This is a genomic window from Dyella sp. NPDC103356, from assembly GCF_055584465.1.
In genome coordinates this window covers 64,206-85,535 of record NZ_JBVJLZ010000010.1, presented here as the reverse complement: position 1 = coordinate 85,535, position 21,330 = coordinate 64,206, and the positions used below count along the sequence as shown (strand labels likewise).

General features: G+C 58.4%; 19 protein-coding genes and 1 tRNA gene. 16 read left to right on the top strand and 4 right to left on the bottom strand.

Annotated elements, in window-relative coordinates:
* The first annotated feature begins 34 nt into the window (after positions 1 to 34).
* The 4 genes from ACZ6WW_RS19920 to ACZ6WW_RS19905 are packed head-to-tail and all read left to right on the top strand — an operon-like array spanning position 35 to position 4,450.
* A complete protein-coding gene (locus ACZ6WW_RS19920; RefSeq protein ID WP_465275745.1) occupies positions 35 to 1,186 on the top strand; it encodes a DUF819 family protein in 1,152 nt (383 codons plus the stop codon).
* Positions 1,183 to 2,589, top strand: a complete 1,407-nt coding sequence (locus ACZ6WW_RS19915) for a C40 family peptidase (RefSeq protein ID WP_465275744.1) — start codon at positions 1,183 to 1,185, stop codon at positions 2,587 to 2,589. Before ACZ6WW_RS19920 ends, ACZ6WW_RS19915 begins: the two co-directional genes overlap by 4 nt.
* A complete protein-coding gene (locus ACZ6WW_RS19910; RefSeq protein ID WP_465275743.1) occupies positions 2,586 to 3,677 on the top strand; it encodes a dipeptide epimerase in 1,092 nt (363 codons plus the stop codon). Before ACZ6WW_RS19915 ends, ACZ6WW_RS19910 begins: the two co-directional genes overlap by 4 nt.
* The gene (locus ACZ6WW_RS19905; RefSeq protein ID WP_465275742.1) at positions 3,674 to 4,450 is read left to right on the top strand and encodes a L,D-transpeptidase family protein; all 777 of its coding nucleotides are present in this window, start codon (positions 3,674 to 3,676) and stop codon (positions 4,448 to 4,450) included. The genes ACZ6WW_RS19910 and ACZ6WW_RS19905 overlap by 4 nt, the downstream gene beginning before the upstream one ends.
* 49 nt (positions 4,451 to 4,499) lie before the next feature.
* On the opposite strand, the gene ACZ6WW_RS19900 is transcribed toward ACZ6WW_RS19905, so the two are convergent.
* Both ACZ6WW_RS19900 and ACZ6WW_RS19895 read right to left on the bottom strand, forming a co-directional pair.
* Positions 4,500 to 5,912, bottom strand: a complete 1,413-nt coding sequence (locus ACZ6WW_RS19900; protein WP_465275741.1) for an XVIPCD domain-containing protein — start codon at positions 5,910 to 5,912, stop codon at positions 4,500 to 4,502.
* A gap of 344 nt (positions 5,913 to 6,256) precedes the next feature.
* Positions 6,257 to 6,691: a hypothetical protein gene (locus ACZ6WW_RS19895; RefSeq protein ID WP_465275740.1), complete on the bottom strand. Its 435-nt coding sequence runs from the start codon at positions 6,689 to 6,691 to the stop codon at positions 6,257 to 6,259.
* Positions 6,692 to 6,997: 306 nt separating this feature from the next.
* On the opposite strand from ACZ6WW_RS19895, the gene ACZ6WW_RS19890 reads away from it, so the two are divergent.
* From ACZ6WW_RS19890 to ACZ6WW_RS19865, 6 genes are all read left to right on the top strand, one after another.
* Entirely contained in the window at positions 6,998 to 7,597 is a 600-nt protein-coding gene (locus tag ACZ6WW_RS19890; RefSeq protein WP_465275739.1) for an anthranilate synthase component II, read from the top strand.
* Positions 7,594 to 8,655 carry an anthranilate phosphoribosyltransferase gene (gene trpD, locus ACZ6WW_RS19885; protein WP_465275738.1) on the top strand — a complete coding sequence of 354 codons (1,062 nt, stop codon included), beginning with the start codon at positions 7,594 to 7,596 and terminating at the stop codon, positions 8,653 to 8,655. The genes ACZ6WW_RS19890 and trpD overlap by 4 nt, the downstream gene beginning before the upstream one ends.
* A 51-nt stretch (positions 8,656 to 8,706) precedes the next feature.
* Positions 8,707 to 9,501 carry an indole-3-glycerol phosphate synthase TrpC gene (gene trpC / locus ACZ6WW_RS19880; RefSeq protein WP_465275737.1) on the top strand — a complete coding sequence of 265 codons (795 nt, stop codon included), beginning with the start codon at positions 8,707 to 8,709 and terminating at the stop codon, positions 9,499 to 9,501.
* A gap of 3 nt (positions 9,502 to 9,504) precedes the next feature.
* The gene (locus ACZ6WW_RS19875) at positions 9,505 to 10,200 is read left to right on the top strand and encodes an HAD-IB family phosphatase (RefSeq protein WP_465275736.1); all 696 of its coding nucleotides are present in this window, start codon (positions 9,505 to 9,507) and stop codon (positions 10,198 to 10,200) included.
* 4 nt (positions 10,201 to 10,204) lie between these two features.
* Positions 10,205 to 10,693, top strand: a complete 489-nt coding sequence (locus tag ACZ6WW_RS19870; protein WP_465275735.1) for a GNAT family N-acetyltransferase — start codon at positions 10,205 to 10,207, stop codon at positions 10,691 to 10,693.
* A 154-nt stretch (positions 10,694 to 10,847) separates the two neighbouring features.
* Positions 10,848 to 11,588 carry a hypothetical protein gene (locus tag ACZ6WW_RS19865; RefSeq protein ID WP_465275734.1) on the top strand — a complete coding sequence of 247 codons (741 nt, stop codon included), beginning with the start codon at positions 10,848 to 10,850 and terminating at the stop codon, positions 11,586 to 11,588.
* Positions 11,589 to 11,703: 115 nt separating this feature from the next.
* Here the strand turns inward: ACZ6WW_RS19865 and crp are convergent, their stop codons facing one another.
* Positions 11,704 to 12,399, bottom strand: coding sequence for a cAMP-activated global transcriptional regulator CRP (gene crp / locus ACZ6WW_RS19860; RefSeq protein ID WP_281851902.1), 696 nt, complete (start codon positions 12,397 to 12,399; stop codon positions 11,704 to 11,706).
* A 283-nt stretch (positions 12,400 to 12,682) separates the two neighbouring features.
* Here crp and speD point away from each other — a divergent pair, with 283 nt between their 5' ends.
* Positions 12,683 to 13,468 carry an adenosylmethionine decarboxylase gene (gene speD / locus ACZ6WW_RS19855; RefSeq protein WP_281851904.1) on the top strand — a complete coding sequence of 262 codons (786 nt, stop codon included), beginning with the start codon at positions 12,683 to 12,685 and terminating at the stop codon, positions 13,466 to 13,468.
* A gap of 155 nt (positions 13,469 to 13,623) precedes the next feature.
* Here the strand turns inward: speD and coq7 are convergent, their stop codons facing one another.
* Complete coding sequence (gene coq7 / locus ACZ6WW_RS19850; RefSeq protein WP_465275733.1) at positions 13,624 to 14,265, bottom strand: 2-polyprenyl-3-methyl-6-methoxy-1,4-benzoquinone monooxygenase; 642 nt, start codon at positions 14,263 to 14,265, stop codon at positions 13,624 to 13,626.
* 265 nt (positions 14,266 to 14,530) lie between these two features.
* Here coq7 and rplM point away from each other — a divergent pair, with 265 nt between their 5' ends.
* The 5 genes from rplM (at position 14,531) to ACZ6WW_RS19825 (ending at position 21,315) form a co-directional block, all read left to right on the top strand.
* Positions 14,531 to 14,959, top strand: coding sequence for a 50S ribosomal protein L13 (gene rplM / locus ACZ6WW_RS19845; protein ID WP_281851906.1), 429 nt, complete (start codon positions 14,531 to 14,533; stop codon positions 14,957 to 14,959).
* 9 nt (positions 14,960 to 14,968) lie between these two features.
* Positions 14,969 to 15,361: a 30S ribosomal protein S9 gene (gene rpsI, locus ACZ6WW_RS19840; RefSeq protein WP_281851908.1), complete on the top strand. Its 393-nt coding sequence runs from the start codon at positions 14,969 to 14,971 to the stop codon at positions 15,359 to 15,361.
* A 69-nt stretch (positions 15,362 to 15,430) separates the two neighbouring features.
* Positions 15,431 to 15,504: transfer RNA gene (locus ACZ6WW_RS19835), tRNA-Gln, on the top strand.
* Positions 15,505 to 15,590: 86 nt separating this feature from the next.
* Positions 15,591 to 15,938: a DUF6538 domain-containing protein gene (locus tag ACZ6WW_RS19830; RefSeq protein ID WP_465275732.1), complete on the top strand. Its 348-nt coding sequence runs from the start codon at positions 15,591 to 15,593 to the stop codon at positions 15,936 to 15,938.
* A 757-nt stretch (positions 15,939 to 16,695) separates the two neighbouring features.
* Positions 16,696 to 21,315, top strand: a complete 4,620-nt coding sequence (locus tag ACZ6WW_RS19825) for an RHS repeat-associated core domain-containing protein (RefSeq protein ID WP_465275731.1) — start codon at positions 16,696 to 16,698, stop codon at positions 21,313 to 21,315.
* Positions 21,316 to 21,330 lie beyond the last annotated feature (15 nt).

Genomic DNA, 21,330 nt, shown 5'->3' with positions numbered 1-21,330 from the left:
TCAATAGCCCGAAGCTGCAAGGCGAGAGGTGTTCGTGATTCAGACCGTTTGGCCTTACCTGGCCCTGATGCTGCTGGCCGCCGGCTTGTTTCCCGCGCTCGAGCGGCGTTACAACTGGCGACTGTTCCAGGTGTTTCCGCCGATCGTGCTGACCTATCTGGGCGTGACGGCGCTCGCGGTGGTCGGGCTTTGGCAGGTCAACGACGCCATTCGCGCGGCGCAGGCGACCATCGTCGCGCAACTGGTTCCCGCGCTACTGTTCCTGTTGATGATCAACTGCGATCTGCGCGCCATTCTTGCGCTGGGACCGCGCGTGCTTGCGGTGTTCACCTGTACCGCGATCAGTCTGTTTGCGGCATTCGTGCTGGTTTTTCTCGCTTTCAGGCACTGGCTGCCGGGTACCGCGTGGCAGCCGTTGGCGGCGCTTTCCGGAAGCTGGATGGGTGGCACCGCGAACATGATTGCGGTGAAGCAGGCCATCGGCATGCCCGATTCGCAGCTCACGTTCTCATTGCTCACCGATGCCTTGTGCTACTCGATGTGGGTGGCCGTGTTGTTCGGCGTGGCACGCTTCGCACCGGCTTTCAATCGTTGGACGCGCGCACGTTCCAGCGCGGAGATGGTGGTGGCGCCGACGCGCACGCACGGCCCGGCCACGCCCGATGGCGTCCTGCTGTGGCTCGGTCTGGCGCTGGCCGTGGCAGCGGGTTCGGCGTGGCTCGGTGATCGGCTTCCTGCGTCGGGCATGGTGTCGGCCTCGACCTGGACGATCCTGCTGGCGACAGCCGCGGGGTTGGTGGCCGGCATGACGCCGCTGGTGCGCTTTCCCGGTGCCAATGTGATTTCCAGCGCCATGCTGATCAGCGTTGTTGCCGTGCTTGCTTCGCAAAGCAACTTCAGCGGTATCGGCGATGCGCCGATCTATCTGATCTGCGGTGTCTGCATCATTGCGGTGCATGCCGTGTTGCTTGCGTTATTTGCACGCCTGTTCCATTTCGATCTCTACTTATGCGGCATTTCCTCGTTGGCGCATATCGGTGGCGTTGCCGCCACGCCGGTCCTGGCAGCATCGTACGCGCGCAGCCTGGTGCCGGTGGGTGTATTGCTGGCGTTGCTCGGCTATATCCTGGGTACCGGTTTTGGTTTATTGGTGGCGCAGGTGTTGAGCGCGCTGGCAAACGGATGAGTATCTTGAAGCATACGTATGGAGTACTGCTGGCATCACTGCTGGCTGTGATCCCTTGCTTTACCCAGGCGCTGGATGCGCCGGCATCACCCGTGGCCATCATGGCCGCTCATCCCGAGCGACTGTCACCAGAGTTCTGGGTGCGCCGTGCAAGTCACGCCGATCGCCTGATGATGGGCGACGAGGCACGTCGTGCGCAGAACGTGCGGCTGCTCCGCTCCGATCCAAGCATGCACGACTTGGCCACGTTTCCGGCCACGCTGGCCGGCGCGCAGGTCAAGGCATGGATCGAGCAACGTTCGATAGTGCCAAGCGGCGTGCTGTATGACGAGCATGGCCAGTCCATCCCGGACAATCAACGTAACAGTTGGGTGGACAGTCTCGCGCTGGATCGCATTCCTGACGAGCAAGCCGCGCGATATGGCCTGGTGATCCAGCGTGCACCGCTGCGCACGTTTCCGACGGACACGCGAGTCTTCAATCGGCTGGGCGATACGGATATCGATCGCTTCCAGGAGACTGCTGAGTTTCCCGGGACACCAGTAGTGATTGCGCACACCAGCGGCGATGGCCAATGGCTGTTCGTAATCAGCCCGCGTTATGCGGCCTGGGTACGTAAGCGCTACGTTGCCGAAGGAACCAGGAGTGTGGTGCTCGGATATGCTGCCGCCTCGCCCGCGCGCGTGGTGACTGGAGCGGCAGTGCGAACCGTGTACGCGCCCGAGCAGCCGGCGTTATCGCAACTGGAGCTCGACATGGGCTCACGTTTTCCACTCAGTCAGCGCGCGGATTCGGACGAACCCGTCAACGGTCAGCACGCCTACACCAGCCATGTGTTGCAGATGCCGGTTCGCGATCAGGGTGGTCAACTTGCCCTGGCCGATGCGCTGCTGCCGCGCAGCGCCGACAGTGCGTCAGACTATCTGCCGATGACGCCAGCCAACCTGATCCGCCAAAGCTTCAAGTTTCTCGGTGAACGCTATGGCTGGGGCCATGACTACGATGGCCGCGACTGCAGCGGTTTCACCTCAGAGGTCTATCGCAGCCTTGGCGTCGAGCTGCCGCGCAATACCGGCGATCAGGCGCGCAGCCCGGCGCTGAATGGCCGAGCCTTCTCGGCGGCCGACACGCACGAGACGCGAATGCGCGCGGTGATGTCACTGCAGATCGGCGACCTGATCTATATCCCGGGGCATGTGATGATGGTGATCGGCCATATCGACGGCCAGCCCTATGTCATTCACGACACGGCAGGCGTCAGCTACCGCGATGCCGATGGGCACGTGAAACGCATCAAGCTCAACGAGGTTTCCGTTACGCCCTTTTTGCCGCTGCTATCGGACGACGGTACGCCGTATGTCGACCGCATCACCGATATCGTAAGCATGCATCGCACGCCATGAAGATCGTCGAGATCAAACTGGCGATGTTGCGGCTGCCGTTGCGTACGCCATTCAAGACCGCCCTGCGCACCGTCGAGCAACTGGAAGACATCGTCGTGCAGGTGCGTACCGATACCGGCCACGTCGGTTATGGCGAAGCGCCACCCACTGCGGCGATAACGGGTGAGACGCATGCCTCCTTGAAAGAGGCCATTGGCCACTACATCGCCCCGCGCTTGCTTGGCCGCGAGATCGAAGATATCGATGGTCTGTCGCAAGCCGTGCAGGGCGCCATCGCCAAGAACACCAGCGCGAAGGCCGCCGTCGACATGGCGTTGTATGACCTGCATGCGCAGCTTCACGGTGTGCCGCTTTACAACCTGCTCGGTGGCAGCGAGGCGCTCCTGATCACCGATATCACCATCAGTGTCGGCGACATCGACACGATGGTTGCCGATTCGATCCAGGCCATCGCACGCGGCTTCATGGCATTGAAGATCAAGCTCGGCAAGCATGCCGACACGGACATCGAGCGCGTGCTGGCCGTCCATGCGGCGGTGGGGCATCGCGCAACGTTGCGCCTGGATGCCAACCAGGGCTGGACTGCGCAGCAGACGGTACACATGCTGGAGACGCTCGAGCGCGCGGGGGTGTTGCCCGAGCTGATCGAGCAGCCGGTCCCTGCGCATGATATCGATGGGCTTCGTTATATCGTCGAGCGGGTCGAAACACCGGTCATGGCGGACGAAAGCGCCTTTGGACCCGAAGAAGTGCGGTCGCTGTTGACCCAGCGCGCCGCCGACATCATCAACATCAAGCTGATGAAAGCCGGCGGCATTGCACGCGCGTTGCGTATGGCCGATATCGCCGCGGAGTTTGGTGTGCCGTGCATGATGGGCTGTATGCTGGAAAGCGGCATCAGTGTCACGGCGGCGGCCCATGTGGCTGCGGCGCGGCCGGATACCATCACGCTTATCGATCTGGATGGGCCGGCGCTATGCGCCACGAATCCGCTAGATGGCGGCGTGGGATTCGACGGTGCCCACATCGACTTGCCGCATACGCCAGGGCTGGGCATTCACGCGGTCCGCCATCTGGAGTGGCTATGAATCGAAAAAATATCCAGCGATTGGCTTGTCTCTTTTTTGCCACCATGGCCGGCGTCTTCGGCGGTTGCACACAGAATCTCAAACCGGCACAGACATGGGCGTCATCGGGCCAGATGGTGCTGGTCATCGTGCCCGACTGGAATAGCGACCACGGCAGCCTGCGGACCTATACGCGCAAGAACGGCGTGTGGCAGGCAGCATCGGAGCCGCAGCCCGTCGTCGTTGGCCGTGCCGGCAGTGCCTGGGGGCAGGGCCTCAGTCCTGTGCCACATGACGGTCCGATCAAGCGCGAAGGCGACGGTCGTGCGGCGGCGGGCGTCTTTCGTATCGGCGATGCCTTCGGCTATGCCGATCACGCGGTCACTGCGCTCGACTATCGCGCCATGCATGTCGACGACTATTGCATCGATGTGCCGAGTTCACCGCTCTACAACCAGATCGTCGACACCCGCAACGCCGACCCAAGCATCGTCGCCGGCTCCACCGAACCGATGCGCCGCGACCTGCACGCCGATGGCGACCAGCGCTATCGCCTGGGCTTCATCATTCAGCACAACGCCAGCGATACCCCCGGCGCGGGCAGCTGCATCTTCGCCCACATATGGAAATCCCCCGATACCCCGACCGCCGGATGTACCGCGATGGATGGCGTGGTGATGGAGCGTCTTCTGGCATGGCTGAATCCGAAGCAGCAGCCCATTTTTGTGCTGCTGCCGCAAGCGGCGTATTCGCGCTACACCAAGGCATGGGATCTGCCCCAGGCAGCCCATTGAGCCCTCATCTGCACCTTCACGGCCGGCCGGGCAGGCCGGCCGTATGGCTTTATCGACCGCCGGGGTGACCGCTTACCGGAGTGCCGGGTGACTGGCTTTGGGCAACTTGCTGCTGCTCCGGCTGTTGCGTCGCCTTGGCCATCTGTTTGAACGATTGCGCCACCGGTGTTTCCTGCGCGACAGGGATATGGGTCGCCGAATGCAACGTGGTGACCTTGGCAGGGTCTCCATTGAACGCAAAGACATTTCCATCCGGCTGAATCTTGCCGGCTTTGTCTTCGCTGAAACGCAACTCCTTGACCGGGCCCAGTTGATTGTTGTGAGCGTCGCGGATGATCGCCGCGGCAAGACGATCCCGTTGCTCCTCGCTCAATGGCACGCCGTGCTTGGTGTGCAGGTCGTTGACCAGTTGGCGGACGCCTTGAAACTCTGCATGAGTCGGGTGCTCGGGATGGCGTGGGTCATCGCGTTGGGGCGTTGCCTGTGCTTTTTGCGCTGCCAGCGTCTGGCTGCTCTTTTCGACCGGTGTATTCAAGCCATCGAGGGTATTGACCGAGATCTGGCGATGATCGATGGCTTTGGGATCGCCTTGTATCGCAAATGCGTGGACGCTGTCCTTGCTCAGCTCGACACGGTCGATCTGCTTGATGTCATTACGGAGAGCGGCGACCGCAAGCGCCGCGGCCAGCTGCTCGCTATGCACATCGGAAGCACGGTGCTGCTGCCGATCGAGCTGGTTCACACCAGCCAGCGCCTGTTCGAACAGTTTGTGGTCCGGGTGCGCGCGGTCGTTGATAAGCGGCTGGGTCGCGATGGTCGGTGCGGTGACCGTCGTTTGCGTCGGAAGCGGCCCAACGACGATGGCGTGAGGGTCTGGCGTGGAAACAGGCTGCGCCGGACCGCCGGAGCTGGTTGGTACGGCGGTGCTCGGCGGTGTCAGTTGCACACTGCTCGCGTCCTGCACGCGCTCCTTGGGGGTCTGGAAGTAGAAGATGAGGTTGGGCGACGGGTCCTTGGAAAGGAGCGCATCCCAGCGCTGCGTTTGACTGCCACCCGGCACGGTAATCGACATCTCCTTGCCATCGAGAACCCGGAGGTCGAAATGCTTGCCGTCACCGACGAATTTGCCCAGCGAATCGGACATGGGATAAATGATGGCGGGGTTATCCAGGTGCTGACTGCCAATGCTCCTTGCGATGATGGACACGTCCATGCCCAACAGCGTTGCGCCACCGGCCTTGGGGTTGTTGAGCGACTCGTACAGGATCGATGTGCATTCCGCGCTTGCCCAGATGCTGTGCGGGCTTTTGATGACGCTCAATCCCTCCGTGAAAGGAATGATGTTCTTGCCGTCCAGCGCGGCATGCTTGGCCATGAGTGCCGAATTGAAATTGAACAGGCTGAGCCGCAGATCGCCGTCATCCTGAGGGATTTTTTTGTGAATCCAATTTGTGGATTCCAAGTGCCAGTCGCCGTAGGCGCTCTTGGGATGGGTGCTGAGAAAATCCTGTCGGTTTCGGAAATTCCTATCGCCACCCGAGTTGAATACGGCATGGGGTTGTATTGACGACAATGGAAAGCTGTTGATTCGCTCCAGTACCCTCAGTCCGGCAGTTTCCGGATCGGGGATGCCGCGGTTGATATTGTGCCGAATCAGATGGTGCAACGAGTCTGCCGCCGCGCGCTCAACATAAGGGTTGTTGAGACTGGCGATAAAATTCCGGGACGAAAGGGAAAGCAAAGGCCTCATGATCGACTCCTTAAGCTGCAGTAAGCGGGTGAGTTGATTCGCTTAGGACGGACTTTTCAGGCCATGTCTAGAACATGTTTTGCCTGCGCAGCGAAGACAATCTCTTTCGGATAAGGCGGATTGGATCCCTTGAACTGTTCGAAATGCAGGACGGCGTAGGTCACGTACTCTTCGATCTTCTGCTTCTGGGCCGGCGAGAGTTCCTGGATGAATTCTCCAGGGTCTTTGTCGATGCGATAGAACGGCAGGATGACTTCGCAAACCGGGCCGATCCATCTGCGATGCTCGGTAGTTTCATTGAGCGAATAACCCACGAAGCAGAACTCCACGGGTTCTCCCTGAAACCGTGTCTTGTAAAGAAACATCGCACAGCTTTGCGGTTCGTAATAACCGTCGAAGGTAATCTCGACATCGTCGTTGTACATCACGCCTTTGATTATCGGCTCGTCATCGAAGGTGTGATCGACGGTGACTTCCTTATAACTCAGCATTACGTGCTCTCCCCGACAGCCCCTTGAAGCTTCCGATATTACACATGAAAGATTCCGTGTTGAACCTCGAATCGGAGCATTTAAATATGTCGTTTTATTTACGAGCTTCCGGTAATGGACAGTGTCGGAGTTCGGGATGCTTGATCCGAGAGCCGCGTCTTCGCCAGGTAGGATGGGCTAGGATTCGTCCTGATTCCGTGCGCCATGCGAATGCCCGCTACAATCGGTGCCCAGGCGCTCATCGAGCTGGCTCCAGTCATCTGGCATGACGCTTTAATATTTATATTTCAAATGCTTAGGCCTCGTATGCTTTTGATGATCGACAACTACGACAGCTTCACCTTCAACCTCGTGCAGTACCTGGGCGAGTTGGGCCAGGACGTGAAGGTGGTTCGTAACGATGCCCTGGACGTGGCGGGTATCCGTGCATTGCGGCCGTCGCACATCATGATTTCGCCGGGGCCGGGCACGCCGGATGATGCGGGCGTGTCGCTGGATGTCCTGCGCGAACTTGGCAGCGAGATTCCGGTGTTTGGCGTATGCCTGGGGCACCAGGCCATTGGCCAGGCCTTCGGCGGCAAGGTCATACGCGCCAAGCAGATCATGCATGGCAAGACCTCGCCGGTGCGTCACCGCGGCGAAGGTGTGTTCGCCGGGTTGCCCGATCCGTTCGAGGCCACGCGCTATCACTCGCTGGTGGTGGAGCAATCCTCGTTGCCCGATTGCCTGGAAGTGACCGCGTGGACCGAGCACGCCGACGGCTCGATCGACGAGATCATGGGCCTGCGCCATAAGACGCTGCCGGTGGAAGGCGTGCAGTTTCATCCGGAGTCGATCCTGACCCAGTACGGTCACGATCTGCTGCGTAATTTTCTTGGCCTGCCGCTGAAGAAGCTGGCGGCATGAGTGCACGGCAGGAGAGCGTGGGGCGCCGGGTGAGCATCACGCCGCAGGAGGCCCTGCAGCGCACGATCGAACATCGCGAGATTTTTCACGACGAAATGATCGAGCTGATGGGCCAGATCATGCGCGGCGAAGTCAGTCCGCTGATGACCGCGGCGATCATCACCGGCCTGCGCGTCAAGAAAGAGACGGTGGGTGAGATCACCGGCGCGGCGCGCGTGATGCGTGAGCTGTCGACCAAGGTCGAGGCGCCGTCGCATCCGCACTTTGTCGACATCGTAGGTACCGGCGGCGACGGTGCATCCAGTTTCAATATCTCCACCGCGTCGATGTTCGTCGCTGCCGCGGCCGGTGCACGCGTCGCCAAGCACGGCGGACGCAGCGTGTCGTCGAAGTCCGGCAGCGCCGATGTGCTCGAAGCGCTGGGCGCGAAAATCGACCTGCCGCCGGCACAAGTGGCCCGGTGCATGCAGGAGACCGATATCGGCTTCATGTTCGCGCCCAATCACCACCCGGCCATGAAGGTGGTCGCGCCGGTGCGCAAGGAAATGGGCGTGCGTACCCTGTTCAACATCCTTGGGCCGCTGACCAATCCGGCCGGCGCGCCGAATATCCTGATGGGGGTGTTCCATCCCGATCTGGTCGGTATCCAGGTGCGTGTGCTGCAGGCGCTGGGCGCACAGCATGCGCTGGTGGTGTGGGGCCGTGACGGCATGGATGAGATCTCCCTGGGCGCCGCGACCCTGGTGGGCGAGCTGCGCGACGGTGAAGTGCGTGAATACGAGGTGGAGCCGGAGGATTTCGGCCTGGCCATGGCCTCCAGCCGCAACCTGCGCGTGGAGAACGCCGATGAGTCCCGCGCCATGCTGATCGAGGCGCTGGAAGGCAAGCGCGGCGTGCCGCATGACATTGTCTGCCTGAACGCCGGGGCCGCCCTTTACACGGCCAATGTGGCACCTAGCATCGATGAGGGTATCGAGCGGGCGCGGGCGGCGATTGCCTCCGGCGCGGCACGTGCCAAGCTGGATCAGTTCGTGGCGGCGACCCGACAGCCAGTCTGACGCGGACTGCGATACTCTTAGCGCGCCCCCCACTTCCGTCTGCTTTTGCTCATGCCCGATATCCTGACCCGCATCCTGGCCCGCAAGACCGAGGAGCTCGCCGAGCGTAGCGCCCGCATGCCCCTGGCCGAACTGTCCGCGCGCGTGGCCGACCTGCCCGAGACGCGCGGTTTTGCCGCCGCCATCGAGGCGAAGATCGACGCGGGCCTGCCTGCCGTGATCGCGGAAGTGAAGAAGGCCAGCCCCAGCAAGGGCATCATCCGCCCGGATTTCGATCCGGTGTCGATTGCGCGCAGCTACGAGCTGGGTGGCGCCGCGTGCCTGTCCGTACTGACCGACAAGGATTTCTTTCACGGCAGCGAGGATTTCCTGCAACAGGCGCGCGCCGCATGCAGCCTGCCGGTGCTGCGCAAGGATTTCGTCATCGACCCGTACCAGGTGTACGAGGCGCGCGTGATCGGCGCGGACTGCATCTTGCTGATCGTCGCGGCGTTGGGCGATGCCGCCCTGCTGGAGTTGTCGCTGCTGGCCGCCGAGCTCGACCTGGACGTGTTGTGCGAAGTACACGACGTCGAGGAAATGGAACGTGCGTTGGCCTTGCCGGTGCCCTTGATCGGCGTGAACAACCGCAATCTGCGTACTTTCGAAACGACTATCGACACCTCGATCGAGCTGCAGTCGATGATCGAGTACGACCGCATCCTGGTCAGCGAGTCAGGCATCCATACGCACGAGGACATCGAGCGTCTGCAGGAGGCCGGCATCAATGCGTTCCTGGTCGGCGAAGCCTTCATGCGTGCCAACGATCCCGGCGCCGAACTGAAGCGGCTGTTCACAGGTAGCTGACCGATGCACACAGGGGATGCAACGGAGCTGCCGGAAACGGTAGCAGTGGCCGTGCCGCGCACGGTGCTGTTCGATTTTGACGGCGTATTGATCTACGGCGATTCGTTTTACCAGTTCGTGCGCCATCGCTACGCAAAAGCGTGGCCGCGCAAGCTGCTCGCGTTCCTGTCGTTGCCATGGTTGCTGTTGCAACTGCCGTTTTCGCGGCGTCTGGTAATGCGCAGCCTCGTGCATACCGCGTTTCTGGGTGTGAACGAGCAACGCTACGTAGCGGCCGCGCAATCCTTTGCCGCCACGCTGGTTCGCCGGCCCAAGCAGTTCAATCGCGACGCACTGCAGGCCCTGCGTCGGCACCAGACGGCAGGCGATCGGGTGATCGTTGTCACCGGTTGCGAGTACACGCTGGTCAGCAGCATCTTGCAGCAGCTTGGTCTGGGCGATATCGACGTGGTGGCGTCGCAGTTCCGTCCCAGCCCGTTCGGTATGCGCGTCAAGCTGCACAATATCGGTCGTCAGAAGGTCAAGCAGTTGAGTGCGCGTGGTATCGATGCCTGGCATCTTGCCTATAGCGATTCGTCGGTCGATATTCCCATGCTCAAGGTCGCCAGCGAGGCGGTGTTGGTCAACGGCGAGCCGGTGCTATGCAAGAAAATCGAGCGCGCGCTGGGCCGCAGCGTGACGCGAGTCGAGTGGTATTGAAGACATGAGTGCGACGGTAGAAATCATCCCCTTTGAGTCGTGTCTGCGCGACCATTTCTACCGGCTCAATGCACAGTGGCTGGAAAAGCATTTCCGTATCGAGGACATCGATCGCGTCATGCTGGGCGACCCGGAGCGTTACGTGCTGGAGCCGGGCGGGGCGATCTTTTTTGCGCGTCATGGTGGCGAGATCATTGGCACCTGCGCCCTGTTGCTGGAGTCGCCGGGCGTGTACGAGTTGTCCAAGATGGGCGTCGATGAAACCTATCGCGGCCTGGGGGCAGGGCGTTTGCTGCTTGATGCCTGCATCGCCGAGTTTCATCGTCGCCAGGGCGTGACGCTGTTTCTTGAGTCCAATAGCGTGCTGACGACGGCGCTGCGGATGTACGAAAAGGCAGGCTTCGTGAAACAGCCAGCGATTCGTTCCGGCTCGCATTACGAGCGGGCTGATGTTTATTACATCTATCAGCCCGATGGTATTGAGGGTGGCTGAACCGGCTTGCGCTATGGCGGTAGCCGGTACCGAGCTTACAAAGGTCGCCGAATAGGGCCTCGAATCTCATTGAGAAGCCTTACATACGGCTTTGGCACTCCTGCATAGGCTGAGTTCGAGCGCGTCAATGCGCTTTCACTCATGGAGGACCAAAGTGAAGTATCTGGCTATTTTGATGCTGGCGGCGACCGGCATTGCTCATGCGCAAGTATTGAGTCAAAGAAACATCACGATTAACGGGGACCATGAGTTCATAGAGCGCGTTGTGCAACTTCCTGATGCATCGGGAGCTCAGGTTGTTGTCAAGCAGATATTGCGGACTCAGGCCGACGGTAGTCTGACGTACATGCCCGTGATTCAGCATGAGGAAACGGCGGCTTACTACCGTGCCATGTGCGAGGCAATGGGGGGTAGCACGCCATCAAAGGGGGAGAGTACCTGGGGGCCCGATACGCTTACCGGTTTTGCTTGTGATGCCAAAGAGGACAGATTGCATGCCCCGCAAGGTATGCAAAATGGTGTTTGGCTTAAGAGCACGGATCCTCTGGAGGAGGGTGCCTCCCATCAATCGCAAACAGAAGAAAATCTATTCGGTTCTTTGATTCTGCAAGCGTATGCGCCGAAGAACTTTGCGATACCTGCCAACCAAAATACATTCTTCTCAGCAAGAGCTCAGGTCATCACCGATACCGCTGGCTACATTGCATCTCGTCTGCAAGTAGGGGATGGCTGCGTTACCGGTCACCAGGACTGGGTAGGCGCGCATAGCAATCGACTCGTGGAATTCGGCCTCCTGTGTTTCGCAACAGGAAGGGTTCCGACAATAAATACGGCAGTGACCAGCTGCATGCTCGGTCGTTGCGTAACGGATACAGGGAAAGTAACGGTCATATAGGCCGCGTGAGCAGTGGCGATTTAGTGCTTCTCAGGCTTGAGCGGCCTGACCGACCATCCGCCGAATTAAAGGACAAAGGGCTCAGGCGAGCCCTTTGTCCGTCATTGCGCCGCGCTTACCGCGTCCCGCGCACCACAATCGTCTTGCCCGACACATCGATCATCCGCTGCTCTTCCAGCTGCTTGAGCACGCGCCCGACCATTTCACGCGAGCAACCGACGATGCGGCTGACTTCCTGGCGGGAGATGCGGATCTGGGTGCCGTCCGGGTGGCTCATCGCGTCCGGCTCCTGGCACAGGTCGAGCAGGGTGCGGGAGATACGGTTGGTGACGTCCATGAAGGCCATGCGGCTGACCTGGCGCGAGGTGCGCAGCAGACGGTTGGTCAACTGGGCGCCGATGGCGAACAGGATCTTCGGGCATTCCTCGCGCAGCGGGCCTTCCATGAGCTGGAACAGGCGCTCGTAGCTGATTTCGGCCATTTCGCAGGCGGTGCGGGTGCGCACCATCGATTCGCGCTGGGCTTGCTCCACGAACAGACCCATTTCGCCGATGAACTGGCCCCGGCTCAGGTAGGCCAGGATCAGTTCACGGCCTTGTTCGTCCTCGGTGCAGACCGCGAGCGAGCCGTCGATGATGTAGTAAAGCGTGTTGGCCGGGTCCCCTGGGCGGATGATGGCGGTCTTGCCGGGATAGCGCCGACGATGGCAAAGACCCAGAAAGCGCTCCATGGAGGCGGGATCGGGGGCAAAGCCGGAAGGTGCTTGAGAGCGTTCAAAGGCTTGTTGGAGTTGATATTTGAGTTGCGCCACGATCTATCCCGAAGATTTAGTTCAAGCATTGCCCGAAGGCTGATAAACCAGTCCGTCTTTCCCCAGCGGGCATTATGGCAAACTCCCCTACGACTCCGCAGGTTCAGTTTTCCAGAATTTTGCCGCATACTTCGCAGTCTTTCGGACTGCTGCAGGCCCCTTGTCGCGGTCCGGTCACAAGGGTCGTGGAAGCTAACTCCTTTCACGTCGAATTATCCAGCGGGGACCCTTGTCGCTAACCCGCCCTCTAGATTGCCGGACATGCCGGCCATGGAGAGTTGCTGTGGTCAAACCACTCCCGCGTCTACGCTTGCAGGGCTTCAACAACCTGACCAAGGCGCTGAGCTTTAACATTTACGACATCTGCTATGCGGTGTCCGAGGAGCAGCGTACGCGCTACATCGAGTACATCGATGAGCAGTATGACGCCGATCGCCTGACCCAGATTCTGACGGACGTCGCCGAAATCATCGGTGCCAACATCCTCAACATCGCCCGTCAGGACTACGACCCGCAGGGTGCCTCGGTCACGATCCTGATCTCCGAGGAGCCAGTGGTCGAGAAACTGGGCCGCGACACCATTTCCGGTGCCGTGGTGGCGCATATGGACAAGAGCCATATCACCGTCCACACCTACCCGGAAACGCACCCGCACAACGGTATCGCGACCTTCCGCGCGGACATCGACGTAGCAACTTGCGGCGTCATCTCCCCGTTGAAGGCCCTGAACTACCTGATCGACAGCTTCGAGTCGGACATCGTGGTCTGCGATTACCGCGTGCGCGGCTTCACCCGCGACGTGAAGGGCAAGAAGCACTTCATCGACCACAAGATCAACTCGGTGCAGGACTACCTGGCGCGCCATATTCGCCAGAAGTACGAGATGTTCGACGTCAACGTCTACCAGGAAAACATCTTCCACACGAAGATGCACATCAAGGACTTCGACCTCGACACCTACCTGTTCGAGGCCCACGCGGACGATCTTTCGTTCAAGGAGCGCCAGCGGATCGAGTCGCTGCTGCGCCGCGAGATCGAAGAGCTCTTCCACGGCCGCAACCTGATGTAACGAAAAACCCCGCCGAAAGGCGGGGTTTTTCGTTGTGGGCTATCAGAACAGTACCCCTCAGCCCGTCGTCCCGGCGAAGGCCGGGACCCAGCGACTTGTTGCTTGCCCCGCCGCTTGGCCGACGAGGCGGCCGGGCATCGCCTATCCAGCCCTGATCAAACCCGATAAGCCACCGTCTTCATCACCTTCGACATCAACCCCATCACCTGCGGTATCGGTACCGGCAGATCGACGCCACCGCGTGCCTGCGCGCTCTGGGCGTGCCGAATCTCATCCGCCTGCATCTGCGCCAGAATCGCCCGCGAGCGCTCGTCTCCCTCCGGCAGGCTCTGCAGGTGCTCGGCCAGATGCGCCTCGACTTGGCGCTCGGTCTCCACCACAAACCCCAGGCTGACCGGGTCGCCCACGACCGCCGCCGCCACGCCGATCGCATAGCTGCCCGCATACCACAGCGGATTGAGCAGGCTGGGGCGGCTGTCGAGCTCCTTCAGGCGCTCGGCGCACCAGGCCAGGTGATCGGTTTCCTCGGCTGCCGCATGGAGCAGGTGCTCGCGATTCTCGGGAGTGCGGGCCAAGGCCGCTTGGCCGACATAAAGCGCCTGGGCGCAGACCTCACCGGTGTGATTGACCCGCATCAGCCCGGCGGCATGTCGCCGAGAGGCCTCATCGAGGTCGGCTTCGTCCACGGCATGCCCCGGCGACGGGCGCCCGGCCTCCGGTTCGCCGGCTACGGCCTCCATGGCGCGCTCGATGCCGGCCAGCAGACGGTCCAGGGGGCTGAGCGTGCGAACGTTCATAACGACTCCATATACGGTTGCCGGCGGTGCGAGGGGTGACCGACGCTATTGGACGACAGCCGCTCCTGGGCGCCAAGCAGGCAACCTGTCGCAGTGCGTCCAGGGGTCTTTTCAAGCGCCCGGGCAATCATGCTATCATCGCCGACTCGCAGCTCGTCGGACCCGGCGGGCTTGCGCGATAGATGAAGGTTCCGTTATCATCTCGCGCCTTTGATTCACTGATTAATGCCAACCGCCTTTGTGGCGGTAAACCAGGTATTCCGAAATGAAAACGTTCAGCGCCAAGCCGGAAAGCGTCAAGCGCGATTGGTTTGTGATCGACGCCACGGACAAGACCCTCGGTCGTCTGTCCACCGAGATCGCACGCCGTCTGCGCGGCAAGCACAAGCCGGAATTCACCCCGCATGTCGACACCGGCGACTACATCGTCGTGGTCAATGCGCAGAAGGTGGCTGTCACCGGCGCCAAGCTGGACGACAAGATGTACCACCGCTTCACCGGTTACGTCGGTAACCTGAAGACCACGAGTCTGAAGGACCTGCTGGCGACCCACCCGGAGCGCGTGATCGAAATCGCCGTCAAGGGCATGCTGCCGAAGAACCCGCTGGGCCGTGCGATGTATCGCAAGCTCAAGGTTTATGGTGGCTCCGAGCATCCGCATACCGCACAGCAGCCGCAGGCGCTGGAACTCTAAGGAATCACTATGGCGATCCAGCAAAACTACGGCACCGGCCGCCGCAAGACCTCCGCCGCTCGCGTGTTCCTGCGCAAGGGCAAGGGCGAAATCACGGTCAACGGCAAGACGCTTGACCAGTTCTTCGGTCGCGAGACTTCGCGCATGATCGTGCGCCAGCCGCTCGAGCTGACCGAGAACACCGACAAGTTCGACATCAAGGTCACCGTTGCAGGTGGCGGCATCACCGGCCAGGCCGGCGCCATCCGCCTCGGCATTGCCCGCGCCCTGATCGAATACGACGAAAGCTTGAAGTCGCCGCTGCGCAAGGCTGGTTTCGTGACCCGCGACGCGCGTGAAGTCGAGCGTAAGAAGGTCGGTCTGCACAAGGCACGCCGCGCCACCCAGTTCTCGAAGCGTTAATTGCTCAATTAGAGCAGGCGCTTCGACCTTTCAGTGCTCCAGGTCAGAGCGCACTGATCGGCCCGGTATTGGGAGATCGTCTAACGGTAGGACAACGGACTCTGACTCCGTTTATCTAGGTTCGAATCCTAGTCTCCCAGCCACTTCAGAAGGCCCTGAGAAATCAGGGCCTTTTGTTTTTTCAGAAGGTGGCGGTTGGATCAAACCTTGGATCAACTCTGGATGATCCATGCGACTCCCCCATCACCTCATCTACCGTCCTTCCGGCTTTTCCTTCCGTCTTAGTGTTCCCGCTGAGCTTCGATCGACCCTTGGCCTTTCGGTGATTACCAAGGCCCTCCCGGCCCATGACCGACGATTGGCCCAAGCCTTCGCCTTGGTCCTTTCTTCGCAGTATGTTCAGGCTTTCAAGGACCTTCCGGGGAAGGGGATGGCTAGGAATGGCCCGCCATCGGTTGCCGAGCTTTTGCAGGGATTCCAACAAGGGACTTCTCGAAAGTACGAAATTGACCTCGCCAACGGGGTCTTCAAGAGAAGTAACAACGTCTTGCATGTTGTCAAGACTCTCGAGGTCTAAGCCAAAGACAAGACTTTGTTGGCCAGCTTGGAACCTGTGCTGGTGTCCATCGACTCCCTCGATGCGGAAGAAGAAAGAGCATCGCTCGATGCGATCCTCCCTGCAAAGTAACGGTGCTTGCCAATCGAAGTCACATCTTTGACCTAAATGAGCTGTTAAAGGGCAGATGATCAGGTGAATCTAGTCTCAGCTTCTGCAACAAGCGGATGGCATTATCAATTTGGCCATCTAAAGCGTGACGGCCTTCAAGATTTCTAAGGCATGTGACGCGTGGATTTGACACATGGGATGTCATATCAAATTGCAAGAACTTGCTGGTTGACTCATCGCGAACTTTGCAGTTCAGTAATACATATCAGGGAAGAACTTACGGGAAGGCAGGATGCTTCGCTTCGCTTTCTATCTGAAACAAGCTCAATTTTTTCTATGTCGATGGGGGCCTACGTGCTACCGGTCGGCATTGTCATGCGCCCTCATTCGGGGGCTGGGTGCTAGGCGCGTCTCCAGAAAGACCGTCTTTCGCCGGTTTTCAGCTTGCGCTTTCCATGTGCTCTGAATAGCCGAGCAACAGCATTGCGAGCGCTACAACGTAGCCAAATTTACTTCACCAACATGTGACCAGAGGATGGGTATGTCGGACATAGCTAGGAAGGGCAGATGGGCGAGAATTTTCTCCGGGTTGGTGTTGTGCTGGGTTACTTGTGGTGTACATGCACAAAGCACGTCCGCCACGGGACAAACACCTCAACTCCACAGAGTGGGTCAAGCCATTCATAAGCAGGCGAATGACGCTGCTGCTGCGGTGGATGTCAGCGGTTTTTGGCGAGGCACTTTAGCTGCTGCTCCGGGTGATCCGTCAGGGGCCGTGTGGGATGAAGAGCTGGAGCTTCATCAAGACGCGGGTGGCAACGTCTATGGCACACGTAGGACCACTCCGGAACTTAACGCAGTCTCGTGGATTAACTGGTCTGTGACAGGAACGGTATCCGGCAATACACTCGTCCTTACAGACACCACACTGCTCGGGCAAGGAAATCTAGCAACCTCTCCTTGCATCACAACTTGGACTGCTACCGTCTCCACTGATGGCACTAGTATCAGTGGAAATTGGACTGCTCCATCGACTCAGACAGGCTGTACTGGAGGTGCCCTGGGAGTCGCGAAGTTGGCAGCCGACCCTGCAAAAAACTTGGGCGATGGCGGTCGCTGTGATGGTGGTGAGGGCATTGCCGGTGGCAATGGGAAAAGTGCGACGAGTGCGAATAGCTCTTCAGGCCCGACGTGTGACAGCAAGAATGGGTCAACCACGACCGGCAATCCTTCGGCTGGTGACCCTATTAACTTTTCTACGGGCAATTTCTTCCTCCAAGAAGACGATTACGTTGAAAATGGTTGGCTAACTTTCCGTCGCTTTTACAATAGCGACCCAACGGTTGCGCCTTCACAATCGGGTTCTCAGTGGCGCCATAGCTTCAATCGGTCACTGATGATCATGGGCAGCCCAGCTTCAATCATCACGCTCTATCGTCCAGACGGACAAGAGGAAACCTTCACCAAGTCAAATGGAGTGTGGTCTACAGAGCTCGTTGTTGACCACCTCACGGAAAATGATGATGCGCAGGGTAATGCACAGAGCTACTCTGTATTTATTGGCGCTTCCCGTCGAACCGAAACATACGATACATCTGGAAAGCTTATCTCTGTCGTGGGCGAGAACGGGCAGGGCATTACCCTCACCTACAGTACGAGTGCAACACCCACTTCAGTTGCGCCTGTTTCCGGGTTGTTGATTGCGGTGACGGACCCAAATGGGCGCCAGCTAAAATTCATCTACTACAACAACATCAAGCTCGAATCGGTCACGTTGCCCGATGGTGGTGTTCTTGGGTATTCCTACTCATTAGCGACAGGCGATACGACGGAAGTTCTGTACCCAGACGGGAAGAATCGCCAGTACTTTTACAATGAGTCTTCGCTCACGGGTGGAACGAATCTCCCGAACTCGATGACTGGCATCCAAGACGAAGCTGGAAATCGGTATGAAAGTATTTCGTACGATTCCCAGGGCCGGGCTACATCGTCGGTATTCACTGGCAATGTGGGCGCAACTCATATTGCCTACAACGCGGACGGCTCGTCCTCAGTGACCTACCCCTTGGGTCATGTGGCCAATCTGGGTGTGACCATGATCAACGGTCTGGTACGCGCTGGTAGCGTCGACCAGCCTTGTGGTCCAGATTGCCAACAGCCTTGGAAATCTCGGACCTATGATGCAAACGGTTATCCGGCTTCCTATACAGACTTCAACAACATTTTGATGTCGACGACGTTCAATGAGTTTGGTCTGCTTGAGCAGCTGATTGAAGCGGTGGGTACGCCAAATCAGAAAACAACGGTTACGACGTGGGATTCCAATCTAAGGAAAGCGCTGAGTGAACGCATCCTTGATGCCCAAGGAAATGTGGTTTCGCTAAACGGATGGGCGTACAACAGCGGAGGAGCAGTGCTTGCCAGTTGCGAGATGGATCCAACTGTTACGGCGGTGGCCAACTACACTTGTTCGGCATCAGGAACACCTCCTTCTGGTGTGCGTCGCACGACTTACACTTACTGCACGTCGGTCGATACGACGCAGTGTCCAGTTGTTGGTTTGCTTCTATCGGTCAAAGGACCAAGAGCCGACGTTAGCCAGACCATCACTTACAGCTACTACCTCACGGATACGAGCAGTGCGCGCCATGGCGACCTGAAATCCATCACCGATGCCCTGGGCCATACAGTTAATTATGCATCGTATGATGGTGCCGGTCGTGTAACTCGAATGATCGACCAGAACGGGGTCGTAAGAGATTTCACCTACACGAAACGCGGCTGGTTGTTGACCGTCATTATTCGCGCGAACGCCGATGGAACTGCGTCTTCCTTGGATGCGAAAACCACCATTGCGTATACCAACTATGGAGCGATTTCATCCGTTACCGATGCGGATAATGTTGCTATCAAGTACAGCTACGACAACGCCCACCGCGTGTCAAAAGTTACAGATAGTGCGGGTAACTTCATTCTCTATACGTTGGATGCTGCGGGTAATATCACGCTCGCCCAGACTGGCACTTCTGGAGGCATGCAGACGCGCTCGTCAGCAAATTCGTTCAACGCACTGGGTCAGCTGACGGGTGCAATCGATGGCCTCAATCATGCTGTCTTTAGCGCGAGCGCCAGTGGTAGTTACGACGCCAACGGAAATCTCACAAACCGCACGGATGGATTGGGTATCCAGCGCCATAGCAGCTATGACGAACTCAATCGAGTGGTGGGTATTCTTGATAACTACAATGGGACCGATGCTTCGACGGCCAATACGGCAAAAACGTACGCATACGATGCGTTGGGACGTGTGGAAGGTGTCACGGACCCTGACGGCCTAAGTACAACGTATGACTTTGATGGGCTCAACAATGCGAAAGCGACCCACAGTCCCGACACTGGCACGTCTAGTTACGATTACGATATTGCTGGGAATCTGATCCAAGGAACTGATGCAAAAGGCAACATAAGTACGCTTGCGTATGATGCGTTGGACAGAGTGTCGACCATCAGTTATAGCGACATCAGCCAAAATGTCACATATGGCTATGATGAACCCAACAGTGCAACCGGCTGCTCGAACTCCTATCCGATTGGGCATGTGACACGTGTCGTCGAATCATCTGTGACGACTGTCTATTGCTATGACAATCGCGGAAATGTTGTGCAAAAGCGTCAGACACAGGCGACTCAAACGGACACGATTGCCTATGCATACACGTTAGCCAACCGTGTGAGTCAAGTGGTCTACCCAAGTGGGACCATTGTTCAATACACGCGAAACAACTTGGGCCAAATAACTTCTGCAACGACCACTCCTTCGGGCGGGGCAGCTCAGACGGTGGTGAGTAGCGTTACTTATTTGCCCTTTGGCCCTGTGTCTGGTTACACCCTTGGGAATGGTCAGCAGGTGGTTCGCAACTATGATGCCAACTATCGGTTGCGCGACCTGACGAGCCCGAGTTTCAATCTTCACTTTGTGCGTGACGTAATGGGAGATATCACGGCACTTGGTAATTCTTCAGGCGTACCCACACCTTTGGAAACCTACACCTACGACCCGCTGTACCGTTTGACGGGGGTGTTGGATAGCCAAGGCTCCACCATCGAATCCTACTCGTACAACCGAACGGGTGACCGTTTAAGCAAAGCCAGTACTGGCGGATCGGCGACCGGCGCATATGGGTATCAAGCCGGGACCCACTGGCTGACCAGCATCGGTAGTGCAGTAAGGACGTATGACGCGAATGGCAATACGACTGGTGCTGCTTCGGGCGGTCAAACGTTTGGATACGGCTACAACAATCGTGATCGCTTAGCTGTTGCTCAAGCGAACAATGTGACTGTGGGTACTTATACCTACAATGCATTCGGTGAGCGTGTTGCAAAGTCCGCCACTTCACCTCAAGCCGTCAGCGAGCGATTTGCTTATAGAGAAAATGGCGGACTTCTGAGTGAGTACGGGACATCCAATCGCGACTATGTCTGGATGGATGACCTTCCTATTGCAGCAGTGGATGGCTCGGGTGCAACCGCATCTGTGAACTTCGTGGTGGCCGATGGACTAGGAACGCCGAGGTCTATCAGCAACGCGTCGGGAACGCAGATCTGGCAATGGTCTTACCAAGACAATCCGTTTGGGGAGAAGCAGCCCACTGGAAGTTTCGCTTACAACCTTCGTTTCCCTGGTCAATATCATGACCAAGAGACGGGTCTGGAGCACAATGGATTTCGCTCGTATGACTCTGTCACAGGAAGGTACATTCAGTCCGACCCGATTGGGCTTGACGGTGGTCCTAGTACCTATGCATACGCGTTGTCGAATACTTTGATGAATTTCGATGCCAATGGGTTGAAGGTCGCATTCGGACATCCAAACGAAAATGGGACCAAGGCGCTGCAAAGGGCTTACAATCGAATTAAAGGGACAAAGCGTGGGGCCCAGATTTGCAAGATGCTGGAGCAATCGTCAACGTTGTTCACCATCGATACTGCAATAAATGGGCCGCTCATTCACAGCCCAGATCCCAATTTAAGTAGCCAGCCAGCTTACAGAGATAGGGCTAACAATGCTGTGTATGTAGACCCCAATGCGCACCCTCTCGAAAATACATCAGTGGGTTTGCAACCGGCTTCAACGGAAGACCTTCTGGGTCACGAACTAGGTCATCTGGCGACAGGAACAGAGGACGCTGGTCCGGGTCGAATGGATAATGTTAATCAGAACGAAAACCCGATTCGGAAAGATCTTAAAGAGCCTGCCCGCGTAACCTACGACCTTGTTCTTTGACTTTCTTTCAAACCA